Consider the following 20182-nt stretch of genomic DNA (forward strand, 5'->3'; position numbering starts at 1 on the left):
CCGCGCCCTGGGCCGTCACCGGGCACGGCGCGCGTCACCGGGCCCGGCGCGCCCGGTGGGTCCGTACCTTGTTGCGGTTGCCGCATCGCTCCATGGCGCACCAGCGGCGGCGGCCCGGCCGGGAGGTGTCCGCGAAGAGCAGGAAGCAGTCGTGCGAGCCGCATTCGCGGATCCGGTGCGCGTACGGGCCGGTGAACAGCTCGACGGCGTCGCGGGCGACGGTCGACAGCAGCCCGGTCCCGGTGGCACCGGGCACCCAGGCGTGCGCGCCCTCCGACGTGATCCGGGCCACGAGCGGGGGCTCGGCCGCCGCCGCGTTCAGCGTCGCGAGGTCGGCCCGGTCCGGGGTCAGGTCGTGCGCGCGGGCGAGGGTGAGCCGCAGCAGCGCGTCCCGTACGGCACGGGCCGTCCGTACCTCCGTATCGCTCACCGACAGCTCCGGCTCCAGCCCGGGCGCGAGCCGGCTCCGGGCGGCCCACTCCGCCAGCGCGTCCGGGGTGTGCAGCACCTCGTGGCGCGCGTACGGCCCCGGGCCGCCGGTGATCAGCAGCTCCAGACAGAGCGCGCCCGCGTCGAAGCGGAACGGGCGGCCCTCGGGCGTACGCAGGATCAGACCGGGTTCGTACGGCCCGGGGCCGTCGGGCAGGTCCCTCGCGAACTCGATCACGTCACCACGGTAGGTGGTCGCTCAGCGGACACCCGTGTCCATTTCCCGCCTCTTGACGGCGAGTCAAGCTCTCGTTGACCATTCAGCACGCTCAACCGTTTCCCCGTAACGCACCAACCCCCCACCCCCGCATACGGATCCGGAGCCCCCCATGAAACTCTCCGTTCCCGCCGTCGTCGGTCTCGCGCTCGCGGGACTGCTCGCGGCGAGCGCGCCGAACGCGTCCGCCGCCACCACCCTGGCGGCGCCCGAGATACCGCTCGCCAACGTCAAGGCGCATCTGACGCAGCTGTCGTCGATCGCGGCGGCCAACGGCGGCAATCGCGCCCACGGCCGCGCCGGCTATCTGGCGTCCGTGAACTACGTGAAGGGCAAGCTGGACGCGGCCGGATTCACCACCACCGTCCAGCAGTTCACCGCCAGCGGGTCCACCGGCTACAACCTGATAGCCGACTGGCCGGGCGGCGACAGCAATCAGGTTGTCATGTCTGGCTCACATCTGGACTCGGTGACGGCGGGCGCCGGCATCAACGACAACGGCTCGGGCTCCGCCGCGATCCTGGAGACCGCGCTCGCCGTCTCCCGGGCCCAGCTGAAGCCGACAAAGCACCTCCGGTTCGCCTGGTGGGGCGCCGAGGAGCTGGGCCTCGTCGGGTCCCGCTACTACGTCAACAACCTGCCGACCGCCGAGCGCGCGAAAATCAGCGGCTATCTCAACTTCGACATGATCGGCTCCCCGAACCCCGGCTACTTCGTCTACGACGACGACCCGACGATCGAGCAGACCTTCAAGAACTACTACGCGGGTCTCGGCATACCGACGGAGATCGAGACCGAGGGCGACGGCCGCTCGGACCACGCCCCGTTCAAGAACGTGGGCGTCCCCGTCGGCGGCCTCTTCAGCGGCGCCGACTACATCAAGACGGCCGCGCAGGCGCAGAAGTGGGGCGGCACCTCCGGGGTGGCCTTCGACCGCTGCTACCACCGCGCGTGCGACACCACGGCGAACATCAGCGACACCGCGCTCGGCCGCAACAGCAACGCCGTCGCGTACGCGGTCTGGACACTCTCCGGCGCCAGCTGACCGCGCCCGCACCGGCCCGGGGAGCCCGCACCGGCTCCCCGGGCCCGGCCCCTCAGGTCGTGATGTCCTTCGTCGTGAACCTCGCCCACGCCGCCGACCCGAACACCGCCGCGTACACCGCCTGGAGTTGCAGGTTCTTCCCGATGTCCTCCCAGTAGAACGGGTCGCGCAGCACATCCGCGAACGACAGCCAGTAGTGCGGGAAGAGATACGGCTGTACGGCGTGGAGCTGCGGGATCGTGTCCAGGATCTGCGCCGTGACCACCAGCCCGACCGTCGCCGCCATGGCACCGATGCCGCTGCTGGTCAGCGTCGAGACGAACAGACCGACCGCCGCGAGCCCGGCGAGCGACGCGGCGACCAGCACCGCGATCAGCAGGGCCCGTATCAGCCCGTCCCCGAACGGGATCCGGGTCCCCGAGATCGTGGTGACCTCGCCGAGCGGGAACAGCAGCGCCCCCACGGCGAGCGCGGAGGCCGCCACCGTCAGGGTCGCGACCAGGCAGAAGACCAGCGTCGAGGCGTACTTGACGAGCAGCAGCCGCGTACGCCCCGCCGGCGCCACCAGCAGATAGCGCAGTGTGCCGGCGCTCGCCTCACCCGCGAGCGCGTCGCCCGCGATCACCCCGACGGCCATCGGGAGGAAGACCGGGAGCGTCGCGGCGAGCGCGGCGAAGACCAGGAACAGCCCGTTGTTGGTGACCTGGGTGAGGAAGGCAGGACCGTGCGCCGCGCCGCCGCCTCCGACCGTGCCGTCGTCACTCGTCTGGATCTTCACCGCGATACCGATGAGGACGGGCACGGCGGCCAGCACCCCCAGCAGCGCCCAGGTCCGCCGGCGCCGCAGGACGAGCGCCAGCTCGGAGCCGAGCAGCCCGGCGGCCCACCACAGCCGCGCCGCCCGCACCCGCTCCGGTCCGTCCCCCGTCCCCTCCCCCGCCGCAACCCCCGCCTCAGCCCGCGACATCGAATCCCTCCCCGGTCAGCGCGACGAAGGCGTCCTCCAGGGAGGCGCGCTCCAGGCCGAAGGCCCGTACCCGCACCCCCGCCCCCACCAGCGCCGCGTTCAGCTCGGCGGGATCCGCGTCCGCCGGGGGCTCGCCGGTCACCCGGTCGTCCACGGCCACCACATCGGTGACGCCCCGCTCCTTCAGCACCCGGACGGCCGCGCCCGGATCGGGCGTGGTGACGGCCAGCCGGCGCCGGGTCCCGGCCGCCAGCTCCGCGACCGTGCCCTGGGTGATCAGCCGGCCGCGGGTCATCACCGCGGCATGGGTGCAGACCTGTTCGATCTCGTCCAGCAAGTGCGAGGAGAGGAAGACCGTCGTGCCGTCCGCAGCCAGCTCCCGCACGAGCGCCCTGATCTCGCGCATGCCCTGCGGGTCGAGCCCGTTCGTCGGCTCGTCGAGCACCAGCAGCCGGCGTGGCCGCAGCAGCGCCGCCGCCAGCCCGAGCCGCTGCTTCATCCCCAGGGAGTACGCCCTCGCCCGCTTCCCCGCGGCGGCGGTCAGCCCGACCCGCTCCAGCGCCCCGGCCACCCGCGCCCGGCGGGTACGGGGGTCGGCCGTGGGATCGGCCGCGTCGTACCGTACGAGATTGTCCCGGCCCGTCAGATACCCGTACAGCGCGGGCCCTTCGATCAGCGCCCCCACCTCGGGCAGTACGGCACGGGCCGCGCGCGGCATGGGGCGGCCCAGCAGCACGGCGGAGCCCGCGGTCGGCTCGATGAGGCCCAGCAGCATCCGGATGGTGGTGGTCTTCCCCGAGCCATTGGGCCCGAGAAAGCCGAAGACACTCCCGGCGGGCACGGTCAGATCGAGCCGGTCGACGGCGAGCTGCCCGCCGCCGTACCGCTTCGTGAGCCCACGCGTCTCGATCACGCGATCCACCACGGAATCCATCACCACCCCCGTCCGCTACGAGAACGGACCGCCCCCGCCCAGCGTTCCGCCCGCCGCGGAAGCGACCGCCCTCCTTCGCCCGTCACTGGGGGAAGCTCGGCCACACCCCCACCCTCGTCACGCCGGTGGTGGTGATACCGGCAGAGCCGCCGCGAAGGAACAGGCTGTGCTCGTGGTCGTTGTCACCGATCAGCAGGTCGGCGTAGCCGTCCCGGTCGATGTCGCGCAGCCGGAGGTTCAGTCCGAACCTCTGGTACGCCGTGGGGCTCCCGGGTATGCCGGCGGTGGCGCGGGTGAACCATTGCGAACCGGCGCCGGTCAGGCCCTTCTTGCCGCCGCGCAGGATATGGACGCCGCCCGCCTCCTTGGCCGAGCCGACCTTCTCCGACGGCGCGCTGACCGCGAGGTCCGGGTAGCCGTCGCGGTTGGTGTCACCGGCGGAGAGTTCGGCGCCGAAGTAGTCGTTCTTGGTGGCGGACGTGGCGACGCCCGGCGTGGACTGGGTGAGGCGGTACGTGGTGGTGGGGCCGGACGCTCCGCCGCGTACGACGACGACCGAGCCGGCCCCCTGGTTGTGGCGGACGTCTCTGACGGCCAGATCGCCGTAACCGTCCTTGTCGAAATCCGCGATGACGCCCGTGGGGCCGTAGTCGGGGGCCGTGTTGTTGATCCGCGTGACCTTGGCGGCGGGTTTGATCGTGGCACCGCCGCGCAGGAACCAGGCGTCCTGGGTCATCTTGTTGTCGCGGTAGCCCTGGCCGAGGACGTACAGGTCAGTGGCCTTGTCCTTGGTGACCTTCCCGGCGACGAGCCCGGTGGGTTCGAGGATGTCGCGCGAGCCCGCGGGAAGGTGGTGCTTGGTGACCTTGCCGGTCGTTCCGGTCTTGGAGAAGCCGCCCCGGAAGATATAGACGGTGCCGAAGGAGTCCACGACCGCCAGATCCGGCTTGCCGTCGCCGTTGAAGTCACCGGCCTCGATGGCCTTGCCGAAGCTCCGGTGGGTGACGGCGCCGACGGGGAGCCGGGTGGCTTTGGTGCCGAGGCCGGACTTGGCGCCCCACATGATGGTGACCGCTCCCGAGGAGACCTTGCCGCTGACCTTCTCGGTGAAGTCGCTGACCGCGAGGTCGGCATAGCCGTCCTGGTTGAAGTCTGCGACGGCCAGGTCCTCGCCGAAGGCATCGGCGTAGCCACCGGCGTCCCCGGCCTTCCCGGGAATGCCCGGGCTGTTCTGCGTGAATTCCTTCGTCACGGTGCCGGGCCCGGTCGCGGTCCCGTACGTCACCGTGAAATAGCCGCCGAGGGACGCCTGGGCGTAGTCCCGGTAACCGTCCCCGTTGAAGTCGTCGGCGTACTTCGCGGGCGCGGCCACGGCCGTCCCCGAGAGGCCCAGCGGCCCGGCGCCGGTGAGGGACACGACGACGACGGTCGCGAACGCGAGCCGGAGCGGGCGGGGAGTCCTGTGCGCGAACATGCGTCTCCTGGATGCGCGGGACCGGCTGGAACCGGTCCCCGGTGATCTCGCGATGCGAGGCACAGAGGAGACGTACGACGACGGAAGAGGGTTGTAGCCGAAGAGACCCGGCCCCGCGGAAGCGGCGCCGGAGTACAGGTGCGAGCCCGAGCCAAAAGCGGTCCGAGCGCCCCGCAGCACAGCGTTCCGCAGCACAGCGTTCCGCCCCGCCGCGCGAACCTCGCGGCGGGGCGGTCGGCGGGCGGGCTACTTCGCCTGGTCCGCGGCCTTGAGCAGGGATTCCTTCGTTACGGCGCCTACGTAGACCTTGCCGTCGTCCGTCATCAGGGCGTTGACGATGCGGGTCTTGTAGAGCGTGCCCGAGCCGAACTTCCCGGTGACCTTCTCGCCCAGGGAGTTGATGAAGCCCTGGGTGTCGGCCGGCAGGTCGTCCGCCTTCGCGGAGTCACGGTCCGCGCCGCCCCTGACGCTGTCGCCGGACGTCAGCTCGAAGACCGTGCTCCAGCCCTTGCCGATCGTCTTCACGCCGCCGTCACCCGCTCCGGCGTCGAGTCCGACGAGGCCGCCGAGCCCGTCCGGGATCCCTCCGGAGTTGAAGGGCGTGTCGTCCGAGGACGGGTCCTTGGCGCCGTCCGCCGTCGCGGCGTCGTGGTCCTTCCCCTCCGTCACCTTCGCGCCCTTGGGCGGGGTGAAGTCGAAGGTGGACGCGGCGGGCTTGGCGAAGTCGACCTTGGTGAAGCCCACGTCGACGATGGCCTTGCCGCCCGCGCTCGACGCCAGCGTGAACTTCAGCGGGGTGCCCGTCTTCGCGTCGACCGCGATCGTGACCGAGCCGATCGTCGAACCCGACTGCTTGGGCTTGACCAGCAGCCGGTACGCGTCGCGCCCGGCGATCCGCGTCGTGCCGTCGACCGTCACGGAGGTCGTGTCGGCGGATGCCTTCAGCGCCTCCGCGGCGAAGTCGGCCGGGGTGGCCGTCAGGCTCCGGCCCTGGGACTCGGTGGCGCCCTTCCCGGTGGTCTTCGCGCCGTCCTTGGGGGCCGTCGCGTGGTACGCCTCGTTGGAGGCGCTGTCGTACGCCCACACCTCGTCGCCGTTGTGGATCAGGCTGTACTCGGCGGCGTTCTCCAGGATGGAGAGCCGCTGCTTGTCGGGGCCGTCGACCGCGACGCGCAGGGTGTGGGTGCCGGAGCTGAGTTCCATGAGCTTCTCGCTCGGGTCCGCGGACGCGGCGCCGCCCGTGACGCTCCCCGCGCCGAGCGAGCCGGCCAGGCTGTCGAGACCGGACAGCCCCGGGAGCCCCAGATCCGTGGAGATCTTCACGGAGCCGGAGAGCTGCTGGGTGTCCGAAGCGGCGATCTTCTCGATGAGCCGCTGTGCGCTGATGTCCGCCAGATCAGGACCGCCGGTGGTCGCGGCCAGCGCGGGTACGAGCCCGATGGTCGCCGCGGCCACCCCGGCGACGGCGAGCGGAAGCCCGTAACGCGTCGCCTTCCGGCGGATCACGCCCGGCTCCCGGTCCTCCTCCTCGGTGATGCGCGCACTGTCGTTCGCTGCCATGTGTGCCCTACCTCCGTGGTCGGCGGCCTTCCGTCCATTGCACTCGTCCACCCCTCGCCGCCATTCTCACCCGAATTGGTCAGGAGTGTTGCTTACCATCTGACCAATTCGGCGCCGCTGAAGCGTCAGCCCCCGGGATCAACTTCCCGTACTGCTTTGGGATGACATACGGAGCGGACGCCCCGGGGCACCCACTAGGGGACGCCCCTGAGCGCGGAAAGACGACCGGACGCGCACCGCCGACCGGGCGCGGGACACGTCCGATCGGGGCAGTCCACCGGTCCGCCGGCTTACGCGGCCCGCTGCCGGACCGTCAGCCCGCGCGGTGGACCACCGCGTCGCACAGCTCCACCAGCGCCGACTTCGCGTACCCCTCGGGCAGCGGCGCCAGCGTCGCCCGCGCCGCCTCCGCGTACCGCACGGTGTCGCGCCGTGCCTGCTCCAGCGCCGGATGGACGCGCAGCCGCTTCAGGGCCTCGGCGAGCAGCGCGTCGTCCGCCAGATCGCCGTCCAGCAGCTCGACCAGCTCCAGGTCCTCCGGCCGGCCGTGCGCCGCCGCCTGGGCGCGCAGCAGCAGCACCGGCAGCGTCGGGATGCCCTCGCGGAGGTCGGTGCCGGGGGTCTTGCCGGACTCGTGCGAGTCGCTGGCGATGTCGAGGACGTCGTCGGCGAGCTGGAAGGCGACCCCGAGCCGCTCCCCGTACTGGGTGAGGATGTCGATGACGGACTCGTCCGCGCCGGAGGCCATCGCGCCGAAGCGGCCGGAGACCGCGATCAGCGAGCCCGTCTTGCCGCCGATGACGTCGAGGTAGTGGTCGACCGGGTCGCGGCCGTCGCGCGGGCCCACCGTCTCCAGGATCTGGCCCGTCACCAGCCGCTCGAACGCCTCCGCCTGGACCCGTACGGCGTCCGGGCCCAGGTCGGACAGGATCTGCGAGGCGCGGGCGAAGAGGAAGTCACCCGTGAGGACGGCGACGGAGTTGTCCCAGCGGGTGTTGGCGCTGGGCACCCCCCGGCGGACGTCCGCCTCGTCCATCACGTCGTCGTGGTAGAGCGTCGCGAGATGCGTCAGTTCGACGACGACGGCAGCGGGGACGACACCGGGCGCGTAAGGGTCACCAAATTGTGACGCGAGCATGACCAACAGAGGCCGGAAACGCTTGCCTCCCGCCCGCACCAGATGCTGGGCGGCCTCCGTGATGAAGGGCACGTCGCTCTTGGTCGCGTCGAGAAGTCCCGCCTCCACGGCGGCCAATCCGGTCTGGACATCGGCCTCAAGAGCCTGGTCCCGCACGCTCAGCCCGAACGGCCCGACGACGGTCACGAGAGGTACTCCTGTCTGCTGACGATCACACGGATTGTCGATGTGTCGCTGTCATCACTCAAGTCAGCGTATCCGGTCCCCTTTCGATCACCATGGGCGGCTTCCCGGCTCCGCCGGTATGTTCGGGATCATCCGTACGAGCAGGAGTGATGCTTTTGTCCGGAACCACGACCGACCCCGTCGCGCCCGAGGACGAGCCGCCCCCTCGTGACGATCATGCCTTCCTCGGCCATCCCCAGGGACTGCTGACCCTCTCCGGTCTGGAGGTCTGGGAGCGCTTCTCGTTCCTCGGGATGCAGGCGATCCTCGTCCTCTACTTCGTCTCCTCCCTCGAAGAGGGAGGACTCGGCTTGGCGCCCGGCACGGCCGCCTCCCTCTCGGCCGCGTACGGGACCCTCGTCTATCTGCTCTCGGTGGCCGGCGGCTGGCTGGCCGACCGGATCCTCGGCTCGTACCGCGCGGTGCTCTGGGGCGGCGTCCTGATCGCCGCCGGCCACTACGCCATGGCCGTCCCCACGGCCGCCATGACCTGGGCCGGGCTCGGACTGATCAGCGCCGGTACGGGCCTGCTCAAGCCCAATGTCTCCGCCATGGTCGGCAAGCTCTACCGGACCGAGGACGAGCGCCGGGACGCCGGCTTCGCCCTCTACTACATGGCCATCAACATCGGCGCCTTCCTCGGCCCGCTCGTCACCGGCTGGCTCGGTGACCACGCGAGCTGGCACACGGCGTTCTCCGCCGCCGCCGTGGGCATGACCCTCGGGCTGGTCCAGTACGTGGCGGGCCGCCGCCATCTGGCCGGGCGCAAGCACGCCGCCGAGTTCGCCCTCGCGCCCGGACCGATGCGCCGGGCGCTGCGGCTGATGGCCGCCGGCGCGGCCGTGGCCGCCGTCCTCGCGGTGGCGCTCTCCCTGGCGGGGTGGCTGACCATCGGCCGCTTCGCCGACGCGCTCACCGTGCTCTCGGTCGTCGCGCCGGTCGTCTACTTCGCGGTGATGTTCCGCAGCCCCCGGGTGAGCGCCGAGGAGCGCGGCAGGCTCCGCCCGTACGTGGTGCTGTTCCTGGCCTCGGTCGTCTTCAACTTCATCCTCTTCCAGGCGTACTCGACGATGATCCTGCTGGCCTCCACCAACGCCGACACCTCGATCCTCGGCTTCACCTTCCCGGCCGGCTGGTACGCCTCCGCCCTCGGCGCCTTCGAGGTGGCGCTCGCGCCCGTGGTCGCGGCCGTCTGGGTCCGGATGGGCCGCGACCAGCCGCACGCCTCCAACAAGATCGCGGTCGGGGTGATCCTGGGCGGGCTGTCCTTCCTGCTCATGGTCCTGCCCACCTCGGGACACGGCGGGGCGGAGTACCGGATGGCCGCCTGGTGGATCGTCGGCTCGTATCTGCTGCTCGGCCTCGGCGACATCCTGGTGGAGACCTCCGGGCTCTCCGCCTCCACCAAGCTCGCGCCGAAGGCGTTCGCCAGCCAGACGCTCGCCCTCTGGTTCCTCTCCCTGGCCCTCGCCAACGGCATCCAGGCCCAGACCGTGAAGCTGTACGGCCGGGTCTCGCAGCCCGCGTACTTCGGCGTCAACGGCGCCGTCGCGGTCGTCGCCGGGCTGCTCGTGATCGCCGCGGCGCCCTGGCTGCGCCGCACCATGCACCCCGTCCGCTGACAGGGGCGCCACACACCCCGTCCCTTGACGGTAACCCCGTCCACTGACAACGCCCCGCGAGGTGACCGGTATGCCGTCGTCCCCCACCCCCACCGTCCGCCGCGACTTCCCGTACGGGACCACCCGCGAGGACGTACGGATCCCGCTGTCCGACGGCACCCGGCTCTACGCCCGCGTCTGGCGCCCCGTCACCGACGAGCCCGTGCCCGTCCTGCTCGAATACCTGCCGTACCGGCTGACGGACTGGACCGCGCCGCGCGACTGGCAGCGCCACCCCTGGTACGCGGGCCACGGCTACGCGTCCGTACGGGTCGATGTGCGCGGGCACGGCAACAGCGAGGGGCTGCCGGGCGACGAGTACGACGCGACCGAGCTGGCCGACGGTGTCGAGGTGATCCACTGGCTCGCCGCGCGGCCCTGGTCGAGCGGCCGGGTGGGCGTGTTCGGCATCTCCTGGGGCGGCTTCAACGCGCTCCAGCTGGCCGCCCTCGCGCCCGAGCCGCTCAAGGCGATCGTCACCGTCTGCTCCACCGACGACCGGTACGACAACGACGTCCACTACATGGGCGGCTCCGTCCTCGCCGTCGACATGCACGCCTGGGCCGCGACCATGCTCGCCTTCGCCGCCCGGCCGCCGGACCCGCTGTACACCGGGGACGCCTGGCGCGCGATGTGGCTGACCCGCCTCGAAACCGTAGAGCCGCTCATCCACACCTGGCTGGCCCACCAGACCCGGGACGCGTACTGGCGGCACGGCAGCGTCTGCGAGGACTACGGCGCGATCCAGGCGGCCGTGCTGGCGGTCGGCGGCTGGCACGACCCTTACCGCGACACCGTGCTGAGGCTGGTCGAGCGGCTGGATCCGGCGCGGGTACGGGGGCTGATCGGGCCCTGGTCGCACCAGTACCCGGACCGGGGGCTGCCGCCGGGGCCCGCGATCGGCTTCCTCCAGGAGACGCTGCGCTGGTGGGACCAGCACCTCAAGGGCGCCGACACGGGGATCATGGACGAGCCGCTGCTGCGCTCCTGGATCAGCGCCTCGCACCCGCCCGCGACCCGCTACCGGGAGCTGCCGGGCCGCTGGGTGGGCGACCCCGGGTGGCCGTCGCCGAACGTCGCGACCGTGCCGTACGCCCTCCGGGGTGAGCCGGTGATCGTCGGCTCCCCGCACCACACGGGCCTGGACGCGGGCCGCTTCTTCCCGTTCGGCAATGACGCGGATCTGCCGCCGGACCAGCGGGAGGAGGACGCGAAGTCGGCGTGCTTCGACTTCCAGGTGCCTGACGGAGTGACCGATGAAGTGGCTGACGGAGTGGCTGACGGAGTGGCCGACGGCCCCGCACCGGCCGGGGGAGGTATCGAGATCCTCGGCCGCCCCCGGGTCAGACTGCGGCTGCGGATGGACGTCCCCGCCGGGCAGGCCGTCGCCCGGCTCTGCGATGTCGCGCCCGACGGCTCCTCCACCCTGGTCACCCGCGGCGCGCTCAACCTGTCGGCCAGGAAAGGCCGGGACCGGATCGAGCCCTGGCCCGAGGGCGCCACCGAGGACGTCACCTTCGAGCTGAACGCCATCGGCCACACCTTCCCGCCCGGCCACCGCGTCCGGCTCGCCGTCTCCTCCGCGTACTGGCCGTGGATCTGGCCGCGGGCCGGGTCGGCGGGCTTCACGCTCCACCCGGTCGGCAGCTCCCTCGAACTGCCCGTACGGGCACCGGAGGAACGGCCGCGTCCGGTTGTCTTCGGCCCGCCGGAGCAGTCGGAGCCGCTGGGCGTGGTGTTCCCCGCGACGCTGGACGAGGAGCGCCCCGAGCGGCTGGTGGTACGGGATGTGGCCAAGGGGCTCTGGCGGCTGGAGGTGGACCCGCGCTACGGCGGCTCCCGGGTCTATCCGGACGGTCTCGAATTCACCGAGGAGGCGCGGGAGACGTACACCATCCAGGAGGACGACCCGCTGTCGGCGCACACCCGTTCGGACTGGACGATCCGGCTGCACCGGCCCGAACTCGGCTGGGACACCCGGGTCACCACGCGTTCGGAGATCAGCTGCGACGCGGCCGACTTCCTCACCTCCAATGAGGTGATCTGCCACGCGGGCGACGAGGTGGTCTTCCACCGCACCTGGGAGAGACGGATTCCCCGGACAGCGGGCTGACCTGCCGTCCGAGGCAGCGGCCGGCGCCGCGGCCGGCGCGGCGGCCCCCGGAGCCACCTCCGCACCAGGATGCCCAATGCGGGCTTTTCACCACTGCCGCCAGTGGGCAACACCGACGTAACGTGTCCTGCATCGATCCGGAAAGCGAGGCAGTACCCCATGCCCGAGCAGAGCCCGCTCGAACCGGCCGAGGGCGACCCCTTCGGCCCGCACAACCTGCCGTACGGAGTCTTCTCCCCCGCGGCCGAGCCCGACCGCCGCCGGGTCGGGGTCCGTATCGGCGACCATGTGCTCGACGCCGGAGCGGCGGCGCGGGCGCTGGGCTCCCCCTACGTGGCGCTGCTGGACCGGCCGAGCCTCAACCCCCTGATGGCGGCGGGCCGTACGGCCTGGCGCGATGTACGGCGCGCCCTCACCGCCTGGGTCACGGTGCCCGCGCACCGGCCCGACATAGAGCCTCTGCTCCATCCGCTCGGCTCGGTGACCCTGCATCTGCCGTACGAGGTCGCGGACTATGTCGACTTCTACGCGAGTGAGCACCACGCCACCAACGTCGGCCGGATCTTCCGCCCGGACGGCGAGGCGCTGACACCCAACTGGAAGCATCTGCCGATCGGTTACCACGGCCGGGCCGGCACGGTCGTCGTGTCCGGTACGGAGGTGACGCGCCCGTCCGGGCAGCGCAAGGGCCCCGCCGACCCGGCGCCGGTCTTCGGACCGTCCACCAAGCTGGACATCGAGGCGGAGGTGGCCTTCGTCGTCGGTACGCCGTCCGCGCGCGGCCGGGGGGTGGAGCTGGCCTCGTTCCGCGACCATGTCTTCGGGCTGTCCCTGCTCAACGACTGGTCGGCGCGGGACATCCAGGCGTGGGAGTACGTGCCGCTCGGCCCGTTCCTGGGGAAGTCCTTCGCGACGTCCGTCTCGGCCTGGGTGACGCCGCTGGAGGCCCTCGACGCGGCCCGGGTGGCCCCTCCGGCGCGCTCCACGGGGCTGCTCCCCTATCTGGACGACGCGGACGAGGAGGAGCCGGGCGGTTTCGACCTGCGGATCTCCGTCGCCCTGAACGGCGAGGTGATCTCCGAGCCGCCGTTCTCCACCATGTACTGGACGGCGGCTCAGCAGTTGACGCATATGACGGTCAACGGCGCGTCGCTCCGTACGGGCGATGTCTTCGCCTCCGGCACGGTCAGCGGCGCGGCGCGCGAGCAGCGCGGCTGCCTTCTCGAACTGACCTGGAACGGTACGGAGCCCCTCGAACTCGGCGCCGGTAAACGGACGTTCCTGGAGGACGGCGACGTGGTCACCCTCACCGCCTGGGCGCCGGGCCCGGACGGCACCCGGGTCGGCCTGGGCGAGGTCACGGGCCGGGTCCTGCCCGGCTGACGGGGACGGACGGAGGCCCGGCACCTCCCCCAGGTGCCGGGCCTCCGTCCGCCGTACCGTTGAGCGCTACCGTACGAAGACCCCCGCCTGGCCCGCCAGATCCAGGAAGTACTGGGGTGCGACGCCCAGGACGAGGGTGACGAGGACACCGACGGCGATCGCCGTCATGGTGAGCGGCGAGGGCACCGCGACGGTGGGTCCCTCGGGCTTCGGCTCGCTGAAGAACATCAGCACGATGACGCGGATGTAGAAGAACGCGGCGATCGCCGAGGCGATCACACCGACCACCACCAGCACCCCCGCGCCGCTCTGCGCCGCCGCCTTGAAGACGGCGAACTTGCCGGAGAAGCCCGAGGTCAGCGGGATGCCCGCGAAGGCGAGCAGATAGACGGCGAAGACCGCCGCGACCAGGGGCGAACGCCGCCCGAGACCGGCCCACTTGGACAGGTGCGTCGCCTCGCCGCCCGCGTCGCGGACCAGGGTGACCACCGCGAACGCGCCGATGGTGACGAACGAGTACGCGGCCAGATAGAAGAGGACGGACGAGATGCCCTCGGCGGTCCCGGCGATCACACCGGCCAGGATGAACCCGGCGTGGGCGATCGAGGAGTACGCCAGGAGCCGCTTGATGTCGGTCTGGGTGATGGCGACGATCGCGCCGCCCAGCATGGTGACGATGACGACGCCCCACATCACCGGCCGCCAGTCCCAGCGCAGCCCCGGCAGGACGACGTACAGCAGCCGCAGCAGCGCGCCGAAGGCGGCGACCTTGGTGGCGGCGGCCATAAAGCCGGTGACCGGGGTGGGCGCGCCCTGGTAGACGTCCGGTGTCCACATGTGGAACGGCACCGCGCCGACCTTGAAGAGCAGCCCCATCAGGACCATCGCGCCGCCGATCAGCAGCAGCGCGTCGTTCCCCATGGTGTCGGCGAGCGCCGGGTCGACGTTCTGGACGGTGCCGTCGACGACCTCGGCGATCCGGGCGTACGACACGGAGCCGGCGAACCCGTACATCAGGGCGATTCCGAAGAGCAGGAACGCCGAGGAGAAGGAGCCGAGAAGGAAGTACTTGACCGCCGCCTCCTGCGACATGAGCCGCTTGCGGCGGGCCAGGGCGCAGAGCAGATAGAGCGGGAGGGAGAAGACCTCCAGCGCGATGAAGAGCGTCAGCAGATCGTTGGCCGCCGGGAACACCAGCATGCCCGCGACCGCGAACAGGGCGAGCGGGAAGACCTCGGTGGTGGTGAAGCCCGCCTTGACCGCGGCCTTCTCGCTGTCGCTGCCCGGTACGGACGCGGCCTGCGCGGCGAAGGAGTCGACGCGTCTGCCGTGGCTCTCCGGGTCGAGCCGGCGCTCGGCGAAGGTGAAGATGGCGACGACGGACGCCAGCAGGATCGTGCCCTGGAGGAAGAGCGCCGGGCCGTCGACGGCGATCGCGCCCATGGCGGCGATCTGTGCCTTGGTCGTGCCGTACCCGTCGGCGGCGAGCGCGACCACCGCCGCGAAGGACGCGGCGAGGGCGACGAGGGTGAGGAAGAGCTGTGCGTGATAGCGCCCCTTACGGGGGACGAACGCCTCGATCAGGATGCCCAGGACCGCGGCGCCCAGCACGATGATCACCGGTGACAGCTGCGCGTACTCGATTTTCGGGGCCGGGATCTTGACGATCGCGTCGGCCGCCGAAGTTGTCCACAGGCTGTGGACAGCGATCGCACTCATGGCGCGGCCTCCACCTCGGGCTTGGGGTCGGTCTTCTGTACGTCGGAGAGCGTGTGCTCCACCGCCGGGTTGACGATCTCGGTCAGCGGCTTGGGATAGACGCCCAGGAAGAGAAGCAGCGCGATCAGCGGGGTGACGACCACCAGCTCCCGTACGCGCAGGTCCGGCATGGTCCTGACCGCGTCCTTCACCGGGCCCGTCATCGTGCGCTGGTAGAGGACGAGAACATAGAGCGCGGCGAGCACGATGCCGAGGGTGGCGATGATGCCGACCACCGGATAGCGGCTGAACGTGCCGACCAGGACCAGGAATTCACTGACGAACGGGGAGAGCCCCGGCATGGAGAGCGTGGCGAGCCCGCCGATCAGGAAGGTCCCGGCGAGGACGGGCGCGACCTTCTGGACGCCGCCGTAGTCCGCGATGAGGCGCGAGCCGCGGCGCGAGATCAGGAAGCCGGCGACCAGCATCAGCGCGGCGGTGGAGATCCCGTGGTTGACCATGTAGAGCGTGGCGCCCGACTGGCCCTGGCTGGTCATCGCGAAGATGCCCATGATGATGAAGCCGAAGTGCGAGATCGACGCGTACGCGATCAGCCGCTTGATGTCGCGCTGGCCGACGGCGAGCAGCGCGCCGTAGATGATGCTGATCAGCGCGAGCACCAGGATCGCCGGGGTGGCCCACGCGGACGCCTCGGGGAAGAGCTGGAGGCAGAAGCGCAGCATCGCGAAGGTGCCGACCTTGTCGACGACTGCGGTGATCAGTACGGCGACGGGCGCGGTGGCCTCGCCCATGGCGTTGGGCAGCCAGGTGTGCAGCGGCCACAGCGGCGCCTTCACGGCGAACGCGAAGAAGAAGCCGAGGAAGAGCCAGCGCTCGGTGTTGGTCGCCATCGTGAGCGAGCCGTCGGCCCGCGCGGCGGCGATCTCGGAGAGCGAGAAGCTGCCCGCGACGACATACAGCCCGATGACGGCGGCCAGCATGATCAGGCCGCCGGCCAGGTTGTAGAGGAGGAACTTGACGGCCGCGTACGAGCGTTGGGTGGCCGCCGCCTCGTCGCCGCCGCCCGCCGCGGCAGCGGCAAATTGAGCAGGTGCGGCGCGGTCACCGAAGCCGCCGATGAGGAAGTACATCGGGATGAGCATGGCTTCGAAGAGGATGTAGAAGAGGAAGACGTCGGTGGCCTCGAAGGAGAGGATCACCATCGCCTCGACCATCAGGATCAGCGCGAAGAAGCCCTGGGTCGGCCGCCAGCGGCGGTTGGGCCGCGCGTCCTCCAGCGGGTCCGCGTCGTGCCAGCCGGCCAGGATCACAAACGGGATCAGCAGGGCGGTCAGCGCGAGCAGCGCCACCCCGATGCCGTCCACGCCCAGTTCGTACCGGACGCCGAAGTCCGCGATCCAGGCGTGCGATTCGGTGAGCTGGTAGCGGTCGCCGCCGGGCTCGAAGCGGACCACGACGAGCGCGGCCAGCACGAGGGTCGCGAGCGAGAAGAGCAGCGCCAGCCACTTGGCGGCGGTGCGCCGGGCGGCGGGCACGGCGGCCGTGGCGATCGCGCCGACCGCCGGGAGAACCGCCGTCGCCGTCAGGAGAGGGAACGACATATCCGTTTACACCGCCCTCATCAGCAGGGTCGCGGCGATGAGCACTGCCGTACCTCCGAACATCGAGACCGCATAGGTGCGGGCATAGCCGTTCTGCAATTTGCGCAGCCGGCCGGAGAGCCCGCCGAACGACGCCGCGGTGCCGTTGACCACTCCGTCGACCAGGGTGTGGTCGACGTACACGAGGGAGCGGGTGAGGTGCTCGCCGCCGCGTACGAGGACGACATGGTTGAAGTCGTCCTGGAGGAGATCGCGGCGGGCGGCGCGGGTGAGGAGCGAGCCGCGCGGGGCGGTCACCGGGATGGAGCGGCGCCCGTACATCAGCCAGGCGATGGCGACACCGACGGCCAGGACGACCATGGTGGCGCCGGTGACCACGCCCGCGCTGACCGGCGCGTGCCCGTGGTCGTGCCCGGTGACGGGCTCCAGCCAGTGCACGAAGCGGTCACCGATCGAGAAGAAGCCGCCCGCGAAGACCGAGCCGAAGGCCAGGACGATCATGGGGATGGTCATGGACTTCGGGGACTCGTGCGGGTGCAGCGCGTGGCCGTCGGCGTCCGGCTGCCAGCGCTTCTCGCCGAAGAAGGTCATCAGCATCACGCGGGTCATGTAGAACGCGGTGATCGCGGCGCCGAGCAGGGCGACGGAGCCGAGGATCCAGCCCTCCGTGCCGCCCTTGGCGAAGGCCGCCTCGATGATCTTGTCCTTGGAGAAGAAGCCGGACAGTCCGGGGAAGCCGATGATCGCCAGATAGCCGAGTCCGAAGGTGACGAAGGTGACCGGCATGTACTTCCGCAGGCCGCCGTACTTCCGCATGTCGACCTCGTCGTTCATGCCGTGCATGACCGAGCCGGCGCCGAGGAAGAGCCCGGCCTTGAAGAAGCCGTGCGTCACCAGGTGCATGATCGCGAAGACATAGCCGATCGGGCCGAGGCCCGCCGCCAGGATCATGTAGCCGATCTGCGACATCGTCGAGCCGGCGAGCGCCTTCTTGATGTCGTCCTTCGCGCAACCGACGATCGCCCCGAACAGCAGCGTCACCGCGCCGACCACCACGACCACCAGCTGGGCGTCCGGCGCCGCGTTGAAGATCGCGCCGGAGCGGGTGATCAGATAGACGCCCGCGGTCACCATCGTCGCCGCGTGGATCAGGGCCGAGACCGGGGTCGGGCCCTCCATCGCGTCACCGAGCCAGGACTGGAGCGGCACCTGCGCCGACTTGCCGCAGGCGGCCAGCAGCAGCATCAGGCCGATCGCCGTCAGCTTGCCCTCCGTGGCACCGCCCGTGGCCTCGAACACCGGGCCGAAGGCGAAGGTGCCGAAGGTGGTGAACATCAGCATGATGGCGATCGACAGGCCCATGTCGCCGACCCTGTTGACCAGGAACGCCTTCTTGGCGGCCGTGGCCGCGCTGGGCTTGTGCTGCCAGAACCCGATGAGCAGGTACGAGGCGAGCCCGACGCCCTCCCAGCCCATGTAGAGCAGCAGGTAGTTGTCGGCGAGGACCAGCAGCAGCATCGCCGCCAGGAACAGGTTCAGATAGCCGAAGAAGCGGCGGCGGCGCTCGTCGTGCTCCATGTAGCCGATGGAGTAGACGTGGATCAGGGTGCCCACACCGGTGATCAGCAGGACGAAGGTCATCGACAGCTGGTCGAGCTGGAAGGCGATGTCCGCCCGGAACCCCTCGACGGGGATCCAGCTGAACAGATGCTGGTGCAGGGAGCGGTCCTCCGCGCCCCTGCCGAGCATCTCGGCGAAGAGCACCGCGCCGATCACGAACGAGGCGGCGGCCAGCGCGGTGCCGAGCCAGTGGCCGGCGCGGTCGAACCGCCGGCCGCCGCAGAGCAGGAGCGCCGCTCCGAGCAGAGGCGCCGCCACGAGCAGCGCAATCAAGTTCTCCACGATTCAGCGACCCCTCAGAGCTTCATCAGGCTGGCGTCGTCGACCGAGGCCGAGTGGCGGGAACGGAAGAGCGACACGATGATCGCGAGCCCGACCACGACCTCCGCGGCGGCGACGACCATCGTGAAGAAGGCGATGATCTGGCCGTCGAGATTGCCGTGCATACGGGCGAAGGTGACGAACGCGAGATTGCAGGCGTTGAGCATCAGCTCGATGCACATGAAGACCACGATCGCGTTGCGCCGGATGAGCACACCGGCGGCGCCGATGGTGAACAACAGGGCCGCGAGATAGAGGTAGTTGACCGGGTTCATCGCTTCGCCTCCTCCTCGTCCCGACCGAGTTCGTCACGACCGGCTTCATCACGGCCGAGCCGGTCCGCGGACCGCTGCTCCAGCGCCTTGATGTCGGCGATGGCCTCGGCGGACACATCGCGGATCTGGCCGCGGTCCTTGAGCGTCTTCATGACCGTCAGCTCCGACACGGTGCCGTCCGGCAGCAGCCCGGGGATGTCCACCGCGTTGTGCCGGGCGTAGACACCGGGGGCCGGCAGCGGCGGCAGGTGCTTGCCCTCGCGGACCCGCTCCTCGGCCATCTCCCGCTGGGTCTTCGCCCGTTCGGTGCGCTCCCGGTGGGTGAGGAGCATCGCGCCGACGGCCGCGGTGATCAGCAGCGCGCCGGTGATCTCGAACGCGAAGACGTACTTGGTGAAGATAAGGGCGGCCAGCCCCTGCACATTGCCGCCGGCGTTCGCCTGGCCGAGCCCGTTGAACGAGGTCAGCGAGGCATTGCCGATACCGGCGATGAGCAGGGTGCCGAAGCCGAGCCCGCAGAGGGCGGCCCACCAGCGCTGCCCCTTGAGCGTCTCCTGAAGGGAGTCGGCCGCGGTGACACCGACCAGCATCACGACGAAGAGGAAGAGCATCATGATCGCGCCGGTGTAGACGACGACCTGGACGATGCCCAGGAAGTACGCCCCGTTGGCCAGGTAGAAGATCGCGAGGACGATCATCGTCGCGGCCAGGCAGAGCGCGCTGTGCACGGCCTTGCGCATCAGGATCGTACAGAGCGCGCCGACCACGGCGACCGTGCCGAGGATCCAGAACTGGACGGCCTCACCGGTCGAGGTGGCGGACGCGGCGGTGGAGACCGTGGAGACGGCGGTGGAGGCGGCGGCGAGGGTGCTCATGCGCCGACCTCCTCGTCGTGCGGCTTCTCGCCCTTGCTCACGGCGACCTGCGGAACGGTCCCGGGCGCGGCCTCCGTGACCAGCCCCCGGTAGTAGTCCTGCTCGTCCGTGCCGGGGAAGATCGAGTGCGGCGACTCGACCATGCCCTCGGTGAGCCCCGCGAGAAGCTGCTCCTTCGTATAGATGAGGCTCTCGCGGGAGCTGTCGGCCAGCTCGAACTCGTTGGTCATCGTGAGCGCCCGGGTCGGGCACGCCTCGATGCACAGCCCGCACAGGATGCAGCGCGCGTAATTGATCTGATAGACGCGGCCGTAGCGCTCGCCCGGGGAGTAGCGCTCCTCCTCCGTGTTGTCCGCGCCCTCGACATAGATCGCGTCCGCCGGGCACGCCCAGGCGCACAGCTCGCAGCCGATGCACTTCTCCAGGCCGTCCGGATGCCGGTTGAGCTGGTGGCGGCCGTGGAAGCGCGGCGCCGTCACCTTCGGCTGCTCCGGATACTGCTCGGTCAGCCGCTTCTTGAACATGGCCTTGAAGGTCAGCCCGAAGCCGGCCACCGGATTCCGAG

Annotated in this window: 15 protein-coding genes and 1 pseudogene; 4 read left to right on the top strand and 12 right to left on the bottom strand. The window is 70.7% G+C overall.

Features of this window, described 5'->3' with window-relative positions; translation table 11 throughout:
- Nucleotides 1-34: 34 nt before the first annotated feature.
- Entirely contained in the window at nucleotides 35-646 is a 612-nt protein-coding gene (locus tag DVK44_RS12350; protein WP_408055395.1) for a CGNR zinc finger domain-containing protein, read from the bottom strand.
- A gap of 172 nt (nucleotides 647-818) precedes the next feature.
- Here DVK44_RS12350 and DVK44_RS12355 point away from each other — a divergent pair.
- Nucleotides 819-1748, top strand: a pseudogene (locus DVK44_RS12355) (M28 family metallopeptidase); the annotation flags it as partial.
- A gap of 55 nt (nucleotides 1749-1803) precedes the next feature.
- Here DVK44_RS12355 and DVK44_RS12360 read toward each other — a convergent pair.
- The 5 genes from DVK44_RS12360 to DVK44_RS12380 form a co-directional block, all read right to left on the bottom strand.
- On the bottom strand, nucleotides 1804-2718 hold the full coding sequence (locus tag DVK44_RS12360) for an ABC transporter permease (protein WP_114659715.1): 915 nt from the start codon (nucleotides 2716-2718) through the stop codon (nucleotides 1804-1806).
- Entirely contained in the window at nucleotides 2705-3652 is a 948-nt protein-coding gene (locus tag DVK44_RS12365) for an ABC transporter ATP-binding protein (protein ID WP_114659716.1), read from the bottom strand. Before DVK44_RS12365 ends, DVK44_RS12360 begins: the two co-directional genes overlap by 14 nt.
- Before the next feature lie 82 nt (nucleotides 3653-3734).
- Nucleotides 3735-5126: an FG-GAP and VCBS repeat-containing protein gene (locus DVK44_RS12370; RefSeq protein ID WP_114659717.1), complete on the bottom strand. Its 1392-nt coding sequence runs from the start codon at nucleotides 5124-5126 to the stop codon at nucleotides 3735-3737.
- 246 nt (nucleotides 5127-5372) lie between these two features.
- Complete coding sequence (locus tag DVK44_RS12375) at nucleotides 5373-6686, bottom strand: LolA family protein (protein ID WP_114659718.1); 1314 nt, start codon at nucleotides 6684-6686, stop codon at nucleotides 5373-5375.
- A gap of 313 nt (nucleotides 6687-6999) precedes the next feature.
- A complete protein-coding gene (locus DVK44_RS12380; protein WP_114659719.1) occupies nucleotides 7000-8010 on the bottom strand; it encodes a polyprenyl synthetase family protein in 1011 nt (336 codons plus the stop codon).
- Nucleotides 8011-8165: 155 nt separating this feature from the next.
- Here DVK44_RS12380 and DVK44_RS12385 point away from each other — a divergent pair, with 155 nt between their 5' ends.
- From DVK44_RS12385 to fahA, 3 genes are all read left to right on the top strand, one after another.
- Entirely contained in the window at nucleotides 8166-9671 is a 1506-nt protein-coding gene (locus DVK44_RS12385; RefSeq protein ID WP_228447103.1) for a peptide MFS transporter, read from the top strand.
- Nucleotides 9672-9741: 70 nt separating this feature from the next.
- Nucleotides 9742-11823: a CocE/NonD family hydrolase gene (locus DVK44_RS12390; RefSeq protein ID WP_114659721.1), complete on the top strand. Its 2082-nt coding sequence runs from the start codon at nucleotides 9742-9744 to the stop codon at nucleotides 11821-11823.
- Nucleotides 11824-11982: 159 nt separating this feature from the next.
- Nucleotides 11983-13206: a fumarylacetoacetase gene (gene fahA / locus DVK44_RS12395; RefSeq protein WP_114659722.1), complete on the top strand. Its 1224-nt coding sequence runs from the start codon at nucleotides 11983-11985 to the stop codon at nucleotides 13204-13206.
- Nucleotides 13207-13272: 66 nt separating this feature from the next.
- On the opposite strand, the gene nuoN is transcribed toward fahA, so the two are convergent.
- The 6 genes from nuoN to nuoI are packed head-to-tail and all read right to left on the bottom strand — an operon-like array spanning nucleotide 13273 to nucleotide 20171.
- A complete protein-coding gene (nuoN, locus tag DVK44_RS12400) occupies nucleotides 13273-14925 on the bottom strand; it encodes an NADH-quinone oxidoreductase subunit NuoN (RefSeq protein ID WP_114659723.1) in 1653 nt (550 codons plus the stop codon).
- A complete protein-coding gene (locus tag DVK44_RS12405) occupies nucleotides 14922-16526 on the bottom strand; it encodes an NADH-quinone oxidoreductase subunit M (RefSeq protein ID WP_114659724.1) in 1605 nt (534 codons plus the stop codon). The genes nuoN and DVK44_RS12405 overlap by 4 nt, the downstream gene beginning before the upstream one ends.
- Nucleotides 16527-16532: 6 nt before the next feature.
- On the bottom strand, nucleotides 16533-18428 hold the full coding sequence (nuoL, locus tag DVK44_RS12410) for an NADH-quinone oxidoreductase subunit L (RefSeq protein ID WP_114659725.1): 1896 nt from the start codon (nucleotides 18426-18428) through the stop codon (nucleotides 16533-16535).
- A 14-nt stretch (nucleotides 18429-18442) separates the two neighbouring features.
- The gene (gene nuoK / locus DVK44_RS12415) at nucleotides 18443-18742 is read right to left on the bottom strand and encodes an NADH-quinone oxidoreductase subunit NuoK (protein ID WP_114659726.1); all 300 of its coding nucleotides are present in this window, start codon (nucleotides 18740-18742) and stop codon (nucleotides 18443-18445) included.
- A complete protein-coding gene (locus DVK44_RS12420; protein ID WP_114659727.1) occupies nucleotides 18739-19617 on the bottom strand; it encodes an NADH-quinone oxidoreductase subunit J in 879 nt (292 codons plus the stop codon). The genes nuoK and DVK44_RS12420 overlap by 4 nt, the downstream gene beginning before the upstream one ends.
- Nucleotides 19614-20171: an NADH-quinone oxidoreductase subunit NuoI gene (gene nuoI / locus DVK44_RS12425; RefSeq protein WP_114659728.1), complete on the bottom strand. Its 558-nt coding sequence runs from the start codon at nucleotides 20169-20171 to the stop codon at nucleotides 19614-19616. Before nuoI ends, DVK44_RS12420 begins: the two co-directional genes overlap by 4 nt.
- Nucleotides 20172-20182: the final 11 nt, after the last annotated feature.

Source organism: Streptomyces paludis (assembly GCF_003344965.1).
Lineage (GTDB): Bacteria > Actinomycetota > Actinomycetes > Streptomycetales > Streptomycetaceae > Streptomyces > Streptomyces paludis.